This is a genomic window from Burkholderia sp. Bp9143, assembly GCF_003853645.1.
Taxonomy (GTDB): Bacteria; Pseudomonadota; Gammaproteobacteria; order Burkholderiales; family Burkholderiaceae; genus Burkholderia.
On record NZ_QTPO01000013.1, the window covers coordinates 117705 to 133484 of the forward strand.

At 62.6% G+C, this 15780-nt stretch carries 14 protein-coding genes; 4 read left to right on the forward strand and 10 right to left on the reverse strand.

Annotated features, from left to right (window positions below):
• Positions 1 to 99: 99 nt before the first annotated feature.
• Positions 100 to 1050, reverse strand: a complete 951-nt coding sequence (locus DIE23_RS12485) for a LysR family transcriptional regulator (protein WP_124612394.1) — start codon at positions 1048 to 1050, stop codon at positions 100 to 102.
• A gap of 140 nt (positions 1051 to 1190) precedes the next feature.
• On the opposite strand from DIE23_RS12485, the gene DIE23_RS12490 reads away from it, so the two are divergent.
• The gene (locus tag DIE23_RS12490) at positions 1191 to 2099 is read left to right on the forward strand and encodes an aldo/keto reductase (RefSeq protein WP_124612395.1); all 909 of its coding nucleotides are present in this window, start codon (positions 1191 to 1193) and stop codon (positions 2097 to 2099) included.
• Positions 2100 to 2304: 205 nt separating this feature from the next.
• Here DIE23_RS12490 and DIE23_RS12495 read toward each other — a convergent pair whose 3' ends face one another.
• Positions 2305 to 2706 (reverse strand): hypothetical protein, encoded by a 402-nt coding sequence (locus DIE23_RS12495; RefSeq protein ID WP_124612431.1) that lies wholly within the window; start codon positions 2704 to 2706, stop codon positions 2305 to 2307.
• A 587-nt stretch (positions 2707 to 3293) separates the two neighbouring features.
• Positions 3294 to 4244 (reverse strand): GlxA family transcriptional regulator, encoded by a 951-nt coding sequence (locus DIE23_RS12500; RefSeq protein WP_124612432.1) that lies wholly within the window; start codon positions 4242 to 4244, stop codon positions 3294 to 3296.
• A gap of 686 nt (positions 4245 to 4930) precedes the next feature.
• On the opposite strand from DIE23_RS12500, the gene DIE23_RS12505 reads away from it, so the two are divergent.
• Positions 4931 to 6016 carry a helix-turn-helix domain-containing protein gene (locus DIE23_RS12505; protein ID WP_124612396.1) on the forward strand — a complete coding sequence of 362 codons (1086 nt, stop codon included), beginning with the start codon at positions 4931 to 4933 and terminating at the stop codon, positions 6014 to 6016.
• Between the two features lie 689 nt (positions 6017 to 6705).
• Here the strand turns inward: DIE23_RS12505 and DIE23_RS12510 are convergent.
• From DIE23_RS12510 to DIE23_RS12525, 4 genes are read right to left on the reverse strand one after another with little or no spacing between them, the layout of a single operon-like run.
• Positions 6706 to 7608: a DUF6817 domain-containing protein gene (locus DIE23_RS12510; RefSeq protein WP_124612397.1), complete on the reverse strand. Its 903-nt coding sequence runs from the start codon at positions 7606 to 7608 to the stop codon at positions 6706 to 6708.
• 14 nt (positions 7609 to 7622) lie between these two features.
• The gene (locus tag DIE23_RS12515) at positions 7623 to 8510 is read right to left on the reverse strand and encodes a JmjC domain-containing protein (protein ID WP_185646437.1); all 888 of its coding nucleotides are present in this window, start codon (positions 8508 to 8510) and stop codon (positions 7623 to 7625) included.
• Positions 8507 to 9415 (reverse strand): transketolase, encoded by a 909-nt coding sequence (locus DIE23_RS12520; RefSeq protein ID WP_124612399.1) that lies wholly within the window; start codon positions 9413 to 9415, stop codon positions 8507 to 8509. Before DIE23_RS12520 ends, DIE23_RS12515 begins: the two co-directional genes overlap by 4 nt.
• A gap of 12 nt (positions 9416 to 9427) precedes the next feature.
• Positions 9428 to 10285 carry a 1-deoxy-D-xylulose-5-phosphate synthase N-terminal domain-containing protein gene (locus tag DIE23_RS12525; protein WP_124612400.1) on the reverse strand — a complete coding sequence of 286 codons (858 nt, stop codon included), beginning with the start codon at positions 10283 to 10285 and terminating at the stop codon, positions 9428 to 9430.
• 72 nt (positions 10286 to 10357) lie between these two features.
• Between DIE23_RS12525 and DIE23_RS12530 the strand changes: the two genes are divergently transcribed.
• Positions 10358 to 11200, forward strand: a complete 843-nt coding sequence (locus DIE23_RS12530; RefSeq protein WP_124612401.1) for a glycosyltransferase family 2 protein — start codon at positions 10358 to 10360, stop codon at positions 11198 to 11200.
• Here DIE23_RS12530 and DIE23_RS12535 read toward each other — a convergent pair.
• Genes DIE23_RS12535 through DIE23_RS12545 form a run of 3 tightly spaced genes read right to left on the reverse strand, consistent with a single transcriptional unit; the run spans position 11189 to position 14277 of the window.
• Complete coding sequence (locus DIE23_RS12535) at positions 11189 to 12277, reverse strand: hypothetical protein (protein WP_124612402.1); 1089 nt, start codon at positions 12275 to 12277, stop codon at positions 11189 to 11191. The genes DIE23_RS12530 and DIE23_RS12535 overlap by 12 nt on opposite strands.
• Positions 12278 to 12292: 15 nt before the next feature.
• Positions 12293 to 13942, reverse strand: a complete 1650-nt coding sequence (locus tag DIE23_RS12540; protein ID WP_124612403.1) for an asparagine synthase C-terminal domain-containing protein — start codon at positions 13940 to 13942, stop codon at positions 12293 to 12295.
• A 29-nt stretch (positions 13943 to 13971) separates the two neighbouring features.
• Entirely contained in the window at positions 13972 to 14277 is a 306-nt protein-coding gene (locus tag DIE23_RS12545; protein ID WP_124612404.1) for a hypothetical protein, read from the reverse strand.
• A 145-nt stretch (positions 14278 to 14422) separates the two neighbouring features.
• Here DIE23_RS12545 and DIE23_RS12550 point away from each other — a divergent pair, with 145 nt between their 5' ends.
• Positions 14423 to 15397: a glycosyltransferase gene (locus DIE23_RS12550; protein ID WP_124612405.1), complete on the forward strand. Its 975-nt coding sequence runs from the start codon at positions 14423 to 14425 to the stop codon at positions 15395 to 15397.
• Positions 15398 to 15780 lie beyond the last annotated feature (383 nt).

Here is a 15780-nt window from a genome sequence, read left to right on the forward strand (position 1 = left end):
GTGCATGACCGATAACCGAGCATCTCCGGAAGGTCGGCCCATGGGCTGTTCTGCGTGCGGCGGTCTTGCCCTCCGCAGGCGCCCCCTTGATTGCCGTCGTCAGTTGACAGATTCCCCGAAGATGGCTTCGTTCCACGGGGTGGGGTCGGTGAATATCTCGCCGAGGAAAGCAACGAACGCTTTGACGCTCGGATTACTTCTACGGCTCTCGGGCCATAACGCCGTGACGTGATTCCGATCCACCCGATAGTCCGCCAGGACGGGAACCAATTCGCCGCGCGCAACGAACGCAGCGGCGATATAGGTCGGCGAAATGCCTATGCCGCCGCCATTGGCGATGATCGCGGCTACAGCGTCGGCGCTGTCCACGATCAACTTGGCGTCCGGCAGAACTTCGAGCAATCGCTTGCCTATTCGAAATGGCCACTTAAGTGGTTGCCCGGAGTTGTGAACGCGAACGTTCACACAATCGTGTCCCTCGAGTTCTTCGGGGCACATTGGAACCCCTCTGCGCTCTAGGTATGAAGGGGAGGCGAACGCGCAAACCGTATTTGCCGCAAGCCTCCGGCCTATAAAGGGCGAATCAACAGATGCCCCGATGCGGATCGCAACATCTATCCCTTCCTCAACCAGGTCGACGAATGCATCGCTGAGTCGAAGATCCACGGTGACCTGTGGAAAGCGTTCTCTGAATCGCGGCAAGTTGGGCGCGATGAGGCGCACGCCGATTGGTATTGGGGCCGTGACCTTCAGCACACCCGCCGGATCGGCCCTAGCCGCCATCGCGCCCTGCTCAAAAGACTCCGCTTCGTTGAGAAGGCGCAGCGCTCTTTCCAGAAGGTCCTGGCCTTCCGACGTAAGTGTCAGCGCGCGCGTCGTGCGGGTAAAGAGTCGAACGCCAAGCCGCTCTTCCAACCGCTGAACGCTCTTGCTGACGGCAGACGGTGAGATGGAGAGCGATCTGGCCGCGGCTGTGTAACTGCCTAAGGAGGCAGCGCGCGCAAACGCAATGATAGAGGTAAGCCGGTCCAGCCCGATTTGTTCCGTCATGGCACTACTGAAGCGAATTGCTGCCCGATTTTCAAACTGAAATATACCTTCTATCCTGTCGGCAGTGTCAAGCACCTCATCGGCGCCTCCAATGACGGCGTGCCTTTCCCCCTGATTGAACTCCGAAAAACGTCCGACATATGACTTTCAATATCCAAACTTTTCCGCTCAATGCGGACACGCAGATTCCCGCAGTTGGTTTTGGAACGTTCCTCATTCCGCCGAACGAGACGGCCGAAGCGGTAAGCAAGGCAATTGCATGTGGCTATCGCCACATAGACACCGCCGCAGTCTATGACAACGAGAGCGGTGTTGGCGAAGGCATTCGCGAAGGACTGCGAGCAGCCAAAATAACCCGCGAAGATATCTTCGTCACCACAAAACTCTGGCCGGGCGTTGCTGCGTGGGGCGAGCAGCCGAAGTCCGGCGAACAGACGGTTACCGCATTCCACGAAAGCCTCGTCAAGCTCGGCCTCGAGTATGTCGATCTCTATCTCATCCATTCGCCACATGCAGGGAGCGAACGTGTAGCGCAATGGCAGGCGCTCGTGCGGCTTAAAGAGTCCAGCAAGGCGCGCAGCATCGGCGTGAGCAACTTCAATGAGGCACATCTCGAAGAGCTGAAAACGGTTGGGCTGCCCGCACCGGAAGCGAATCAAATCGAGCTGCACCCTTGGTCGCAGAAGCCGGATCTGGTGGCGTACATGCGGCAAAACAACATTGCGCCCATCGCATACAGCAGCCTTGCCCCTCTATCGACTTGGAGAGCAGGCCAGACGAGCGCAAAAACCGCTGAAATGGCGCGGGACGGCGATGTGTTCGCGAAATTGGCCGCGAAGTACGGGGTGTCGGAAGCACAGTTCCTTCTGCGGTGGGGCGTTCAAAACGGCTATGCGGTGTTGCCGAAAAGCCTGAACCCCGAACGGATGCGCCAGAATCTCGATCTGTTCGGCTTTTCGATCGACGAGGGCGACATGGCCACGATCAAGCGCATGGATCGGGGCGGTGGGATTGCCTGGGAAGTCGGCGATCCGACTACGGTGAGTTAGCGATATCGAATGACCGATCAGGATCCGACTACCGCCGTTAGAAGATCGAGGCCCGTATGGCCGTTCCTGGCCGCCTCCTGACGCCGGGACATGTAACGGTCGCGAGTTCCCGTTCTCCATGCGCAGCCTCCCAATCATGAAGCGTAGCCTCACCGGGGAGCCTCTTTCCGTTTGACCCGGTGGGTTCAGAAAGTCAGCGGACAAGCTATCGGAAAACCTGAGCCCATACCGCCCGAAGGCGTCGCGCGCGGTCTTCGAGGAGATATGAGGCCGCGAGCGTCAAGAGACCTGAAATTGCACCCGTCGCGATGTGTTCGGCATAGGGGATACGGTAGTGACTCGTGTGTGAGTAGGCGTCGCCCAACGTTGTCAGGACGGCAACCACCAGCGCATTACCGTATCGATGCGCGTAGAGTTTTGCCGCAGGCGTGAAAGTCAAAAGTACAGCCAGGAGTCCGGTAAGCAGCCCTGTATGAAATGCAATAGTCCAGTGGGCAAGGCTCATGATATTTCCCCAGCTCCCCGGCATGCAGGTCATGCACGCACTGGTCGGCTGCCAGAAACGCTGGGCAAACAGTCTAACGCGGTGCTTCCACTCGGTTGACATGATGCATCCCATCAATACCGTCATCACGGCCAGCGCCACCACAGGTATCGTCGAAGCAGTTTCCAAACCCTTTAACGAGCTTCCCGCCCTCACGGATGGATGTCCTGTGCGCCGTAGAGGCCGATCAATAATTCGGACATGGGGGAATACTACTCCACGATTAGATGGCCGCTGTTTCGACCGAGACCGGAATTCAACTCTTGCGTCTATCGGTGCGGTCCCATCCATGACGGGCGTCGAACGATGCACTTCCGCGTGAAGTCGACGTCCGGCATCGACTGCGGATTCAACCCGTCGATGCAACGAATTGCTGAAAGCGCTCAGCCGGTGTATCGAAGTCTGGTGTCTTTCGAGGACGCTCATTGAGCCGCCTTGCGGGCACTTGCGCTCGTCCTCGTGTTTTTCATCGTCTGCCTGCGCGTCCGAACGCCGTCATCCCAGGATCGATGCCACACAAGATGAGTCGTTCGATGCTGCCCATATCGATAACCTTCTTATCTTATGACAATAGCACCATCACTATGCGGAACTCGCTGATCGGAAAATGTGCCGACATGGATTGTGACGGCCGGAACTGAGCGATTGGCTCATGCGATGCCAGCGGTCGCTTCGTTACGCGCGCGGTATTCGGTCGGCGTTGTCGACAGGTATTTCCGGAACAGCCTCGCCAGTTGCGCGCCACTGTTGATGCCGCAGCGACGCGCGACCTTGTCGACCGGCAAACTCGATTCCACCAGCATCTTGCAACTCATGTTCAGGCGCGCGCGCTGCAGATAGTCGGAGGGCGTCATGCCGATCTCGCTCTTGAACCTTCTCAGGAAATTGCGTTCGCTCATGGCCGCAACTTGTGCCGCGTCGTCGATCGAGACAGGCCGGTCGACGTTCGCCTCCAACCAGCGCGCGGATGCCGTGATCTGCTCGCTCACGCGTGGCGCCATGCTCGCCGCAACGGGCAAACCTAACGGTGCAAGAGCCGGTTCTGCCGGAGAGCCGGACACATGCCTCGCGAGGACTTCACCCAAGTCGTCTTCGACAATTCGCAACGCCATGCGAACGGCGTCAGGCTCGTCGCTCGGCGACCCGGTGGCGTATATGTCTGGAGATTCGTTGGCGGCACGAAATCCGCTCGAAAGACCTGCCGCATCCAGAAGATGCCTTCCTTCAGCGATCGGATAAACGCCTTCGCAAAACGGATGCTCGCGGCGCAGCCAATCGATCAGCCGCTTGTCCTGACAAGCCAGATGAGCGGCTGCTCCGCCGGCGACGAACACGATGTGCTTGCCGTCCACGCGCCGCCGCGAATCGATCCTTTCCGTCCAGACGAAGACCGATGAAGAGGTGGCAATGCGGCCGCCAGCGGCGGAGACCAACGCTACGTCGTAGCGCGCCTCGCCGGAAGGACGAGATGCAGTCAGCGCACTTGCCTTATGAAAAATCTCGATGATCGCCGCGACATCGTGCAGCGCAAATCCATTGGATAGCGCAATGTCAACTCGCGTCGGCACCCGTGCAGCGGGCTTCCGCGAGCAGGTCAGCATGGCATGCTCCAGTTCCAAGGTTATTCCCAAGTATGTCGTTGACCGGCAGAGGTCCGCTCCGGGTTCTGCAACTCGAACCCGTTGACGCGAGCTATCCGGGCGCCCCTCGGCAACGATCAAGTGGCAGAATCGAACAGCCCGTAGCCGCCCGAAGCGGGCAAACACCAATGTACGGACGGCCCCGAGAATTGTAGGAGGGGCGGTCGGGGCGACTTGACACTCCGTCTCAAAAATGAGGAACTTCACCGTCGGAAGAACGAGCGATTCGGCCCGGCCTTGCGCGTGAGGTGGAACCGCAACTCGCAAACGATTGCTGTCACGATGTGGTGATTTTTTGGCTTGTGCCAGGCGCGTCGCTCCGAAAGTCGAGAGGTGCCGACAAGTGACCGGAATGCGGTTGGCTGCAACCAACCGCGGCCGGACAGCGGATGGCGGCGGTTGGCTTGCGGTCATTCCAACAAGCCGAAACTGAAGTGTGATGCGGCCACCAATAGTCGACCTGTTCGAGAGCGCGTGGCGTTTCCGGGTACTGAAACGATCGAGTTGGCTGAAAGCCGTCCTCAGTGCGCTACGGCAAAGTACGCACTTTATGCTTGACATGCCACACTAGCGCGTTCTGAGCGGGCCATTGGCTCAATACAAAGTTCGGCCGCGCGGGACGGATCAAAACTGGATGAAAATCAACAATGACCGCTGCATTGAACGACGACCCGCTACATACTGCGATACCGCCAGGCCGCTTGTTGCTGCCGCCGGAGCGGCCGACGCTCGCGCCTGGCATCGCGCACAGCTGTTTCAGCGTTCAAGGCGACGCCCGTCGAAGCTTCCTGGCCTGGCAGGAGCGCATGAGTCCTGTCTACGACATTTGCCCTTCGTCAAGGCAAGCCGAGGATACTTTCGATGCATCGCTGTCCCGTTACACGATCGACAATCTGAGCATCTTCGACTTTCGCACCGCGCCGAACCTGGCCGTTCGATCATTGGGTCGGGTTTCGACCGAGAGCATTCGCGACATCACGTTCAGCGTATTCCTTGAAGGACCGCCGGCCGAGTTCCTGGGCGGCAAACCACGGTCCGACGTGCCGCACATGCCGCAATTGCCAAGTATCCTCGCGCTGGACATGGATCAGCCGTGCACAATCCGGAGTTTTCATGGTCGGATACTTCTCCTTTTCGTGCCTCGCGCTTTGGTGGAAAGGTCATTCCCTGATGCAGCCTCCCTGCATGGCCGCTGGGTTCACGCCACTACCCCTCTGACGCGCATGCTGATTGAGCATGTGGTGGCGCTCAGGAGACAAATCGTCGGTCTGAGCAAGACGGAAGCGCATCAGTCCTTTCTCACCGCTGTAGAGTTGATCGTTGCAGCTTTCAGCCGTCAAGCAGGTCTTGCCGGTAACGCTCGCGCGGCGGTGCGCGCTGCCATTTACGGGCAAGTGCGGCGGCATGTAGAGACAAATCTGCATGATCCGAATTTATCGCCTGACAGCGTGTTGGCATCGCTACATCTCTCACGCGCCAGCGTGTATCGCATATTCGAGCATGAAGGTGGCCTGGCCGCCTATATCCGCAACCGCAGGCTGAGAATGGCGGCCGATGAGCTGGTGCGCTTTCCGCATATGGAGGTACAGGACGTAGCCTCGGGGTTGGGTTTCAATGATGCGTCGAGCTTTACGCGCGCATTTCGTCGCGCCTTCGACATCGCGCCACGGGAATTGCACGAGTACGCACCGTTGCTCCAGCGCGGAAGTACAAAACGGGAGCGCTTCAAATAGGGGGAGTGGTGAACCGGTTTGATCGGCGGCTGCGATCGGGGCCTCGAAATCATGGGGCCGTGTCAATCAGCGAGATCGACGTTCATGAACACCGAACTGGCGATTCACCCGAGGACCGCTGCCGCCCCTCAACGGTCACATTCGGCTGCGCTAGCACGACGACCGCTGTCAAGCGCATAGCGGTCATCCGCGCTGTCATATCAGTCATATCGGTTGCCTCGTACTCGGCCGACATTCAGGCATCACACTGCGCCAGCCATGGTACCGGAAGCAACTGTATCCCCAATACCAACGGCAAATACGATGGCATCCGAACGACATCGCACCGAATAGCGCGCCGCATAACAAGGCCGCACTTGAGTGTTTGCGAAAAGCCTTTGCTGGTGCATTCATGTCCGAGCCGGCAATCATAAACCCGACGCCGAACATCATGATCGTAGTGACCTGTGCCAAGAGCTCGCCATACTTCTGCCCGACTGCCGAGCCGCGGACGTACCCGTCACTGCGCTGTAGCAGCGTCGTCGGCTGATGGCGCTCCGTATGTGTGCGTTGCCCGATTTCCTCATGGAGCGTTATACCGACACGGTGGTCGAACTCGAACCTTTTCACCAAGACATCCAAATGTCGGCCAAGGGGCTGGCCCCGATGATCACCAGCATGTAAGCCAGGACGAATCGGCATGCACGGGCTTATTGACGGATACGGCTCAGGATCTGCCGATAGATCCCGGGCGCATTCCGATTCGTTGCACGTGCAGCCATAGCGAGTTGCTCCCCCAGGAACCGCCACCCTTGACCGGGAATCCGTGCATCCCATGGCGCGCCCCAGCCATCGAGATTGGCGATTCCCGTCGAGGCCTCCACATAGGCGGCGTGAAAATCGCCGACTTGCAGCCTCAAGGCGGCCAGCAGGAACCTCGGCTCCGCACATTCGGGCACGAGCTGAACGCAGGCCCTGAGCGCTTGCGGGGCGTGGCTGGAGGGCGCGGCGAGTGCCTGCTCATACAGCGTGGATAACCGCCGTTCCTGTACGGCGCTGATGTTGGGCGCACGGATGAACGATCGCGGCACGAAACCGATGCTTCGAAATCCTTCGCACATTCCGGACAACCACGGCCTGTCGATCCGGAACAGGCTTCTGCGCTGCTCGGCTTCGTTGGCGAGATCGAGCAGCCGCAATGCCCGGCACTGCGCGACCGACACACGCATTTCACCGTCGCCCGCGTGCGTCTGTATGCGTAAAGGCCTGCGCACCGGCTCGACATCAAGGCGTACGGACGCCCGACGAAGACTGTCCCGATCGAGAACGCAAAATGCATTTGCGAGCGCTTCTCCCCGTTGGCCGACCACCATCGCAACCCGAGCGCGTTCGCCCGGCGCCACCACGCGATGGCGGAAGTACTGGGTCGAGTAGATGCTGTGAATCAGGCCGGCCAGACGGATGTCAGGATCGGTGCCCCACCCCGACAGCACCTCGTAGGTCCCCAGCAGGTGATCCCAGAGCGTCGAGCCGGAATGCGCAATGCGCATCGCATCCGCGACGAGGGCGAGCGTGGCGTTCAGACGATCGGCTTCGATTGGAGCGTCGCGCATCGCAGGCCACTCGCTCAAGTACGTCCGGCCTTGTCGGCGACGCTTGCGAGGCGCGACGCGATGCGCTTCCCGTCGAGCGATGCCAGCGTGTCTCGCAGCGCGGCGATACAGGTTGCGATATGCGGTTCCAGCTCGGCGGCGCCGGCACGGCTCGCACCCGTCACGAACGGCCGCATGGCGTCCGGCATGCCTGCCAGCGACGCTTTCAACGCATCGACCAGGACGTCGCCGACAGTCGCACCACTGTGGTTGAATGCCATGTTCAGCGCGAGCGATCCGCCGCCGCCCGCCCGCGCCTTGTGCCACACGCCGGGCGGCAGGCAGAGCAGGTCGCCCGGGTAAAGCGTGACCTTTCTGATGGTCTGCCGCGCGACAGCTCGGTGCACGACGGCCATGTCGGTGCGCGCCGAATTCTCCGTCGGAAACAACGTATGAGGCGACGTGGCGTACCACCAGGTCTTCTCTCCATCGAGTTGCAACGTGGTGGCGGTCCTCGCGTCGTAATGAAAGTCGAAGCCCGAGGACGGCGGCGAAAGGTACGCGCGAAAATCGACCCGGCCGGCGAAGCCGATTTCCCGCCGGACGTTGCGGGCCGCCGTCCGCAGCGAACGGTGCGCGAGCTGCATGTCTGTCACGCAGATGGTGGCGCCGGCCTCGTACATCTCCCGGATATCGGCGGGATCGATGGTCGCCTGCTTCAAGCCGCCGAACACGCAGCGAATCTCGGTGACCTTGTCCAATCCGAAGATCACGCGTGAGGGTTTCATCAGGAAATCGAATTTCCCCGGGTGCCCACGAATCAGGAGCGGGCGCTTGCCGAACGACTCGCGCAGGAACGCGTCGATCGATATCGGATCGAGAATTTTCGCGAGGGTTCCGCGTGGGTTCGCTTGTGCTTTCACGTCATGTATTCCTTGATACGGCGCACGAGAGCACCGGTGTCCAGGCCATGCGCGCGTCTCAGGTCGGCGATCGCGCCCGATTCACCATACCATCCTGACGGCCACGACAAAGCGCGTACGGTCACGCCTGGCGGTGCGATCCTGCGAACGGTGTCGGCCAGGCCGCCGGCCGGTCCATGGTCTTCGAGGACCACGATGCCCTGCAGGCGCGGCTGGCTCGCGATCCACTGGGCGAGCACGGCTTCGCAAACATGCGCGATGTGCCGCCACGGAATCGGCACACCGTCTGCCGTTAGCGCCTGCTCTGCCTCCTGCGCCCAGTGCGATGCGTATCCGCAGGACAGCAGCACGGTCTCGCCGACCACGCCGTTACCTCGGACGACACCCGCCGGCAACCGCAGGTCACCGACCGGCTCCCGGCTCGTTCTCACGTAGGCCGGCCGTGGCGAATCGACCAGTGACCCGACGATCAGCTCGATGTCGGCGGCATCCGCGGGGGCCCATAGATCCACGCCGCCGATCGATGCGAGGACACCGAGGTCAGACAGGCTGGCATGGCTCGCGCCATTGGTGCCGCTCGCCGCGCCCGCGTGCGAGCCGATCATCACGACGGGCAGCCCCTGCGATGCGACGCAGGTGCGGATCTGATCCGCGGCCCGGTGGCACAGGAATGCGCTGAACGAGAACACCCAGGGCCATTGCCCGCTCGCGGCCAGTCCGGCTGCGACACCGATGAGCGCCTGTTCCGCGATGCCGGCCTGAACGAAGCGGGAGAACACCGGCCGCCCCAGCGCATCGTACAAGCCGTAGGAATCGCCCAGGTCGCCGTCGAGCACCCAGAGACGGTCGCTCCGTTCCGCCCTCCTTCGCAGCGCGTCGACAATCGAAATCGCCAGTCGTTTCATGCGGCAAGCCTCTCATCGATCCAGAGCGTGGCCGAAGCCCGCGATGCGCGCCCACTCGTCCCCGGACAATTGGGTGCAGTGACGACGAAACCGATCGAGCTGGAGTTCGAGGCCGTTACCCTTGACGGTACGCGCCAGCAGGACGGTCGGCCCATGCCGGGGCCCTTCGGCATGGGCATGCACGAAGTCGACCAATGCGTCGATGTCGTGCCCGTCAACCTCGTCCGCGCGCCAGCCGAATGCGCGCCACTTGGCGAGGGCGTCGGGCAAGGGAGTGGAATCCAGTCGCGCGTCGTGCGCCCAGCCGCATTCCTGTTCCCCGTTGAGATCCACGATCACGTGCAGATTCGGCACGCCGTAGCGGGCCGCCAGCATCGCCGCTTCCCATACCATGCCTTCCTGGCACTCCCCATCGCCCAGCACCACCCACACGTGGCGCGCGTCGCGCGCGAGCGCCATGCCCAGCCCGACGGCGACGCCCTGCCCAAGCGCACCCGACGAAAAGTCAATGCAGGCCAGCCGCGTACGATCGGGATGCCCCTGCAACGAGGAGCCGGCGGTACCGAAGCTGCCGAGTGGACCCAGGTCGACGCCGGCCTGCTGCAACACCGCGTATAGCGCCATGCTCGCATGGCCTTTCGACAGCAACAGGGCGTCGCCTGTCGCATCGAGCGCGAACATTGCACGCGCGGCGAACAACGCGAGCAGGATGTCGACGCAGCTCAAGGTGCCGCCCAGGTGGCCGCCGCCGTTGGCGCGCAAACCCGCCAATATCGCATCCCGCACCCGCGGTGCTACACTGGGATCGGCCAGTTCTGGCCGCACCAGCTGTCTGTCGGACGTCGCGCGCTTGCCGGTAGTGTTCTTCATCTCGGATGCGATTCCCTTTGCCGGATGGGGATCGATACTGCCCTGACATTAGGATTCTCAAGGAAAGCCAACATGTCAACTCTCGAGCCGCTCAGCCTGGATATCGTCGTCACCTGGAGAGGGCGGCACGAGCTGCAACAGGCGCTTCCCTCCTTGTGCCAACTCGCCGCCCGGCATGACGGCGGCGTCACCGTGGTCAATTACGGCGGAGACGCCGACCAACTGCGCGACCTGATGGCCGAACACGCGGCGAACGTCCAGGTGGTGCACGTGGACGAATCCGGCTGGTTCAACAAGGCCCGCGCCCAGAATATCGGCGCCGCGCACACACGTCGTCCGCTCCTGTTCTTCTGCGATTGCGACATCGTCATTCCGGACGGGCAACTCGACGCACTGGTCCGGCAGTTGCAAACCGAACCCGACGCCTTCGGAACTGTCGCGGGCGTGACGGAGACCGTGCGCAACGCGCGCAAGGCCGGTCAGGTCGCGATGTTCGGCTATCAGCTGAAGCTGCGGCTTGCCAACGGACGTGCACTCGAGATCATCGACAACGAAGAGGATGCAGCGAACGGCACACGCCAGGCGCCCGGCTTGCTGATGGTGCGTCGCGCCGGCTTCGAATGCATCGGCGGCTACAACGGATACCTGGTGGGCTGGGGCTGGGAGGACCAGGACATGATCGCGCGGCTGACGCTGAGCGCCGGGCTCACGCGGCGCCAGAGCGGCGCCGTGCTGCATGTGTCCCACGACGACGACGCGCGCATTCGTCACTATCCCCCCGTTCAGGATCGTTGGGAAAGCCGCGACCGCATGTTCCGGCAAGCCCTGGCCAACTACGATCGCGGGGATTGGCTCGGGACCTATGAAGAAGACGCCTTGCGCTCGACGACGCGCAGCCCGGTGTCAGCCAGCTGAGGCCTCCATCGCATCGATGGTCGTGCGCAAGCGCACCAGCAACGCGACTTGTTCGTCGAGCGCGTCGGCCCGCCACGCGGCAATCGCCGCCGGCAAGCGGATATCGAGCGCGCGTTCCGCATCGTCGAGCGAGCGGGTCAATACATAGCGCCCGTCCTCGACGGTCACGCCGTCGTGCAACGCATACGATCCGTTCAATTGCTCGGCCTGCCCTGGCGTCATGCCGGGCGGCAGCGCGAGATGGAGACCGGCGGCGTCCGCACGCACCGGATAGCCGCCGGGCCGTCCGTGCAGACCCGGCGCGTGCCCCAGCCATGCGTCGGCACGACCTGACAGCGCGCGCAGCATCGGCGCGGCGAGCGCGCCCGTGAGGCTGTTCAGCGTGGCGTCGGCAGGCAGGCGCCCGGGCATGATCAATGCAGCGGCTTCATGTTCCGGCAGACGGCGGCCGTCCAGCCATACCGCCGGCGCGGGCAGTCTGTCCCATGCGCCGCGTATCATCGCGCCGACGTGCGCGTGATGCGCGAGCAACGAGAGCGGCGCGTGATCGGTGCGAATGCGCAACATCGACGCGACGATGGCGATATTGCCGATCCCTCCCGCGACCGGAATGCCGCGCCCGGTCAGCACGTGATTGGTCAGGTCCGGATAGCAGCCGTTCAAGAGATGGGCGCCGGGATGCGCAGCCGCCGCTGCCCGCATGACCCGGTCCGCGAGCGCGGCCTGCAACGGCAGCGTGCAGCCGTAGCCCAACCGCGCGACGAGTTTTTGCCATCCGCGCGTCATCGCCCAAGGCGATTGCATCGACGCCAGGGTCAACACGACGCGCGGCCGATATGCGTCGAACAAGCGCGCCAATGATGCGGACGAGTAGTCGCATGCGACGGGAGTCACGGCAATGCGGCCCGTGCTTTCGCCGCCGAGCGCATTGGCGAGCGTCGCCATGTGATGCACGGCCGTCTCGTTGCGCGCCGCGACAATCACGTCCATCGGCGCGTCGCCGCACCCGGCAAGACTCATCAACACCGCGTGAGCCAGCGAGCCGGAGCCCACCACGATCAGATCGACGTCGCGCATGACCGAATCACTCCCCTACCTCGATGCCGAATGACGATTGATCCAGCCACACAGAACCAGGATCGCCCAGAGCTGTTCGTGCCACCGGCCGTCGTCTCCGACATGGTCATAGGCGCGCAGCCTCGACAGCAAGGTGGTCCGAAATCGCATGGTCAGCGGCGCGATTCTCCACAGGTCGGAGTCGGCGATCTCATCGAGGACCCGCGTGCGAAACCGTGGGTCCAGCAGCCAATGCGCGATCGGCGCGAGCAGGACTTGCCGCTTGCGCATCACGATCTCCGGTGGCAGGTAGCGGGCGGCGACCTGACGCAACAGGCGTTTGGCCCACCAGGCATCCGCCTCGTACCAGTAGCTCAGGCCGGGATCGATCGCTGACGCCCAGCCGTAGACATCCTCGCGCAGGAACGGGAAATCGAGGTGCGTGCCGTGCATGAGCGCATTGTCTGCGAGCGCCGGCAGCAGGAGTTCACCGATCCGGAACACGTACTCGTGCGCGGACATCGCCTCCGTCGGCAGCGCCTGGGGCTTGACCGTAAGCAACTGCCGATAGAACGCGACGTCGTCCGCGAGCAACGCGTCGACAACCTCGGGATCCCGGCTCAGGCGCCGCATCTCGTCGAGGGAGAAGAATTCCGCGATGCCGAAGAACAACACGTCGTCGAGACGGAGCAGGCGTGCGGTCGGCAGGTTGTACAAACCGGGAAGGTCGACGCCGAGCCGGCGCTGATGATGCATCTGGGCCGCGAGACATGTCAGGGGCTTGTGGTAGCCACCGAAGCATTCGTCCGCACCCAGGCCGGAAACCGCAACGGCGTGTCCATCCGCGACGGTCGCCTCGATCAGCGCCGCATGGGTCACGGCGGCGGGCGCCGCAAGCGGAAACGGGGCGGCCAGGACGCGATCCAGCAGTTGCCGGGCGTGATCGACGTCAAGATGGACGATCCGGTGGCGGATGCCGGTGATGCGCGCCACCACGGCGGCGTAGTCGGTTTCGTTGAGACCGTAGTCGTCGTCGAAGGCGATCGTATAGCCGGTGACAGCATGGCGCTCGCGCAGGAGCGCGGCAAGCAATCCCGAGTCGACGCCGCCCGAGAGGAACAGCGCGATGCCGCGCGCCGCGTCGACGACGTGATCGACGGACGCGCGAAGACGCGACAGCGTCTCTTCCTGAACGCAGGACGGATCGTGCGATACCGGAGCGACTTGAAGAGGCCACGCGACACGCCGGACAACGGGCGGCGCACCCGGCGCGCATATCAGTGCCTCACCGACCTGCAGCGCCTGGATGCCGTGCAGCAGCGCATGCCCCGACCGCGGCCGGCCTCGCCATACCCAATGCAGCAGCGAGCCGACGTCGAGTTCGCACTTGATCCCGAGCGTCCGGACCAGCCGAAGCGGATCCTGATCCCATTCGATCCTGTCGCGCTCGACCCGAAAATAGAGCGGGCGACGCGCGCGCAACCCGCGCCGGATGATCAGAGCGTCTCGTTCGTCACGCGAGACGTCGAGGTCTTTGTCGTCCGGCGATGTCGCCCCCCAGGCGATGCGTTCGTCACGCGGGTCGAGGCGCCAGTCAGGCTGCCCGCAGCCGATCGGTGCCGTGTCCCGCGCACGCGCACGCAGCACGGCGCAACCCGCGTCGGTTAACGCCGCAGCGCCTCGCATCGACAAGATGTGCTTGCGCGCGCGATGGGTCAGACCTTGGCTTTCGCGGAACGCTTCTTCGCGGGGGGTTTTTTCACGGCCGCCTTTTTCGCAGCTGTCTTGATGCGTTGCTCACCGGGCCGGATGATGATGCCGCCCGTCGTGTCGCCGTCGGCGCGCCGGATCGATCCGCCTTTCGTGTCGCCGCCATCCAGCGTGATTTCATAGCGCCGCTTGTAGAGCTGTTCAAGCGCGTCGAGATCGATGGAAATGGTCAGTGCCTTCTTGCCGCGCTTGGCGGCGGGACTGGTGGATTTAACGGCGGAAACTTTGTTGGATTTCTTTGTAGTTGCCACGTCTGCTCCTTTCCATGACGATGTGGAGGGAACCCCCGTCAACACACGACGCGCCGCAATGTCACGGTAATCGTTGCATGGTGACTGCGTGCACCGATTATAGGAGATATAACTTGAAATTCAGTTATTTCGCGTAACTCAAGCAATGCTGACCGCCTGCCTGATCGTCCATAACGAAGCAAGCGTATTGGCGAGATGCCTGACGTCCCTGATGCCGTGGGTCGATGCATGCTGCGTCGTCGATAGCGGTTCCACCGACGAGACAGTCGATCTCGCGCGGCAATTCGGCGCGCGCGTGCAGGTGATGCCGGCTCTCGCGGACGCGCACGGCAGATTGATCGACTTTGCCGCAGCGCGCAACGCGGCGCTAGCGATGGTACGCGACGGCTGGGTCCTGTCGATCGATGCGGACGAGGTGCTGTCGATACACGATCGCGCCGAGTGGCGGCGCTTGATCCGCAGGCGCGATTTGCAGGCGATCGAGCTGGTGATCCTGTCGGGCGGCACGCGCTGGTATTTGCCGAGAGTGTTCCGGAAGCAGCCGTGGTCGACGTGGCACGGGATAGTGCACGAATGGATCGCGCTGCGGGAACCAACGTGCCGGACGGACTGCGCCACGCTCACGAACCAGCCAGACAAGACGGGTAAGGAATCGGCGGTCGAGCGCGATCTGCGTCTTTGCGCGTTGGCATTGCGCGACGATCCCGACGATTTGCGGGCAGTGTTCTATCATGCGCGCGCCCTGAGGCTCGCAAGGCGCCATGCCGAGGCCATTCCCCTCTATCTGCGCTATTGGCGGCAGGCGGAGTTCCAGGGGGGGCGCTACACAGCCGTGCTGGGTGCCGCCACCTGTTCGCTGTTAATGCGCGACCTCGAGGCGTCCCGCCGCTATGCGATGGCCGCATATCGCCTCGATCCCGCGCTTGCCGACGCGTGCTGCGTGCTGGGTGATGTCGCGCTCGGCATGGGGCGCGCCGACCTCGCCATCCGCTGGTTCGAAAGAGCGCTGAACAAGCGGCTACCCGGGATCGCGCAGGCGCTGTTCGTCGACGAGAGCTGTTACGGGCCCTATCCGCGCGAGCGTCTGCGCTGGATCCGCGAGCGGATGCAGGCGCGGTAGCGTGCGTTCACGCCAGCACGATATCGAGTCGCCCGGTAAATTCAATCCACTCATCGAAGGTCGTTTGACGCCAACACTCGGCCCGGAGAGATGGCCTCGCAAACTCGGACAGTCGGATCAGTGGAACGGTCGGGGCCTGAGCCAGCGATAATGCGGCGGAACGAAAAATCATGACAGACAGGTAAATCTTTCATGTCGCGATTTCTCCCCCGGATTGCGCGTGCCAGCTCCTTGCTAGAAGCGGTATTCCTCGACTATAAATGGACAACATTCCTCGGACACTTTCCGTTGCACATTTACATTTGAAAGGACATAACTAAGGCGCACGTATCGTTGAAGTCGATGGCCTTGGAGCCACAAGAACGTAGACGACTGAAAAGGTG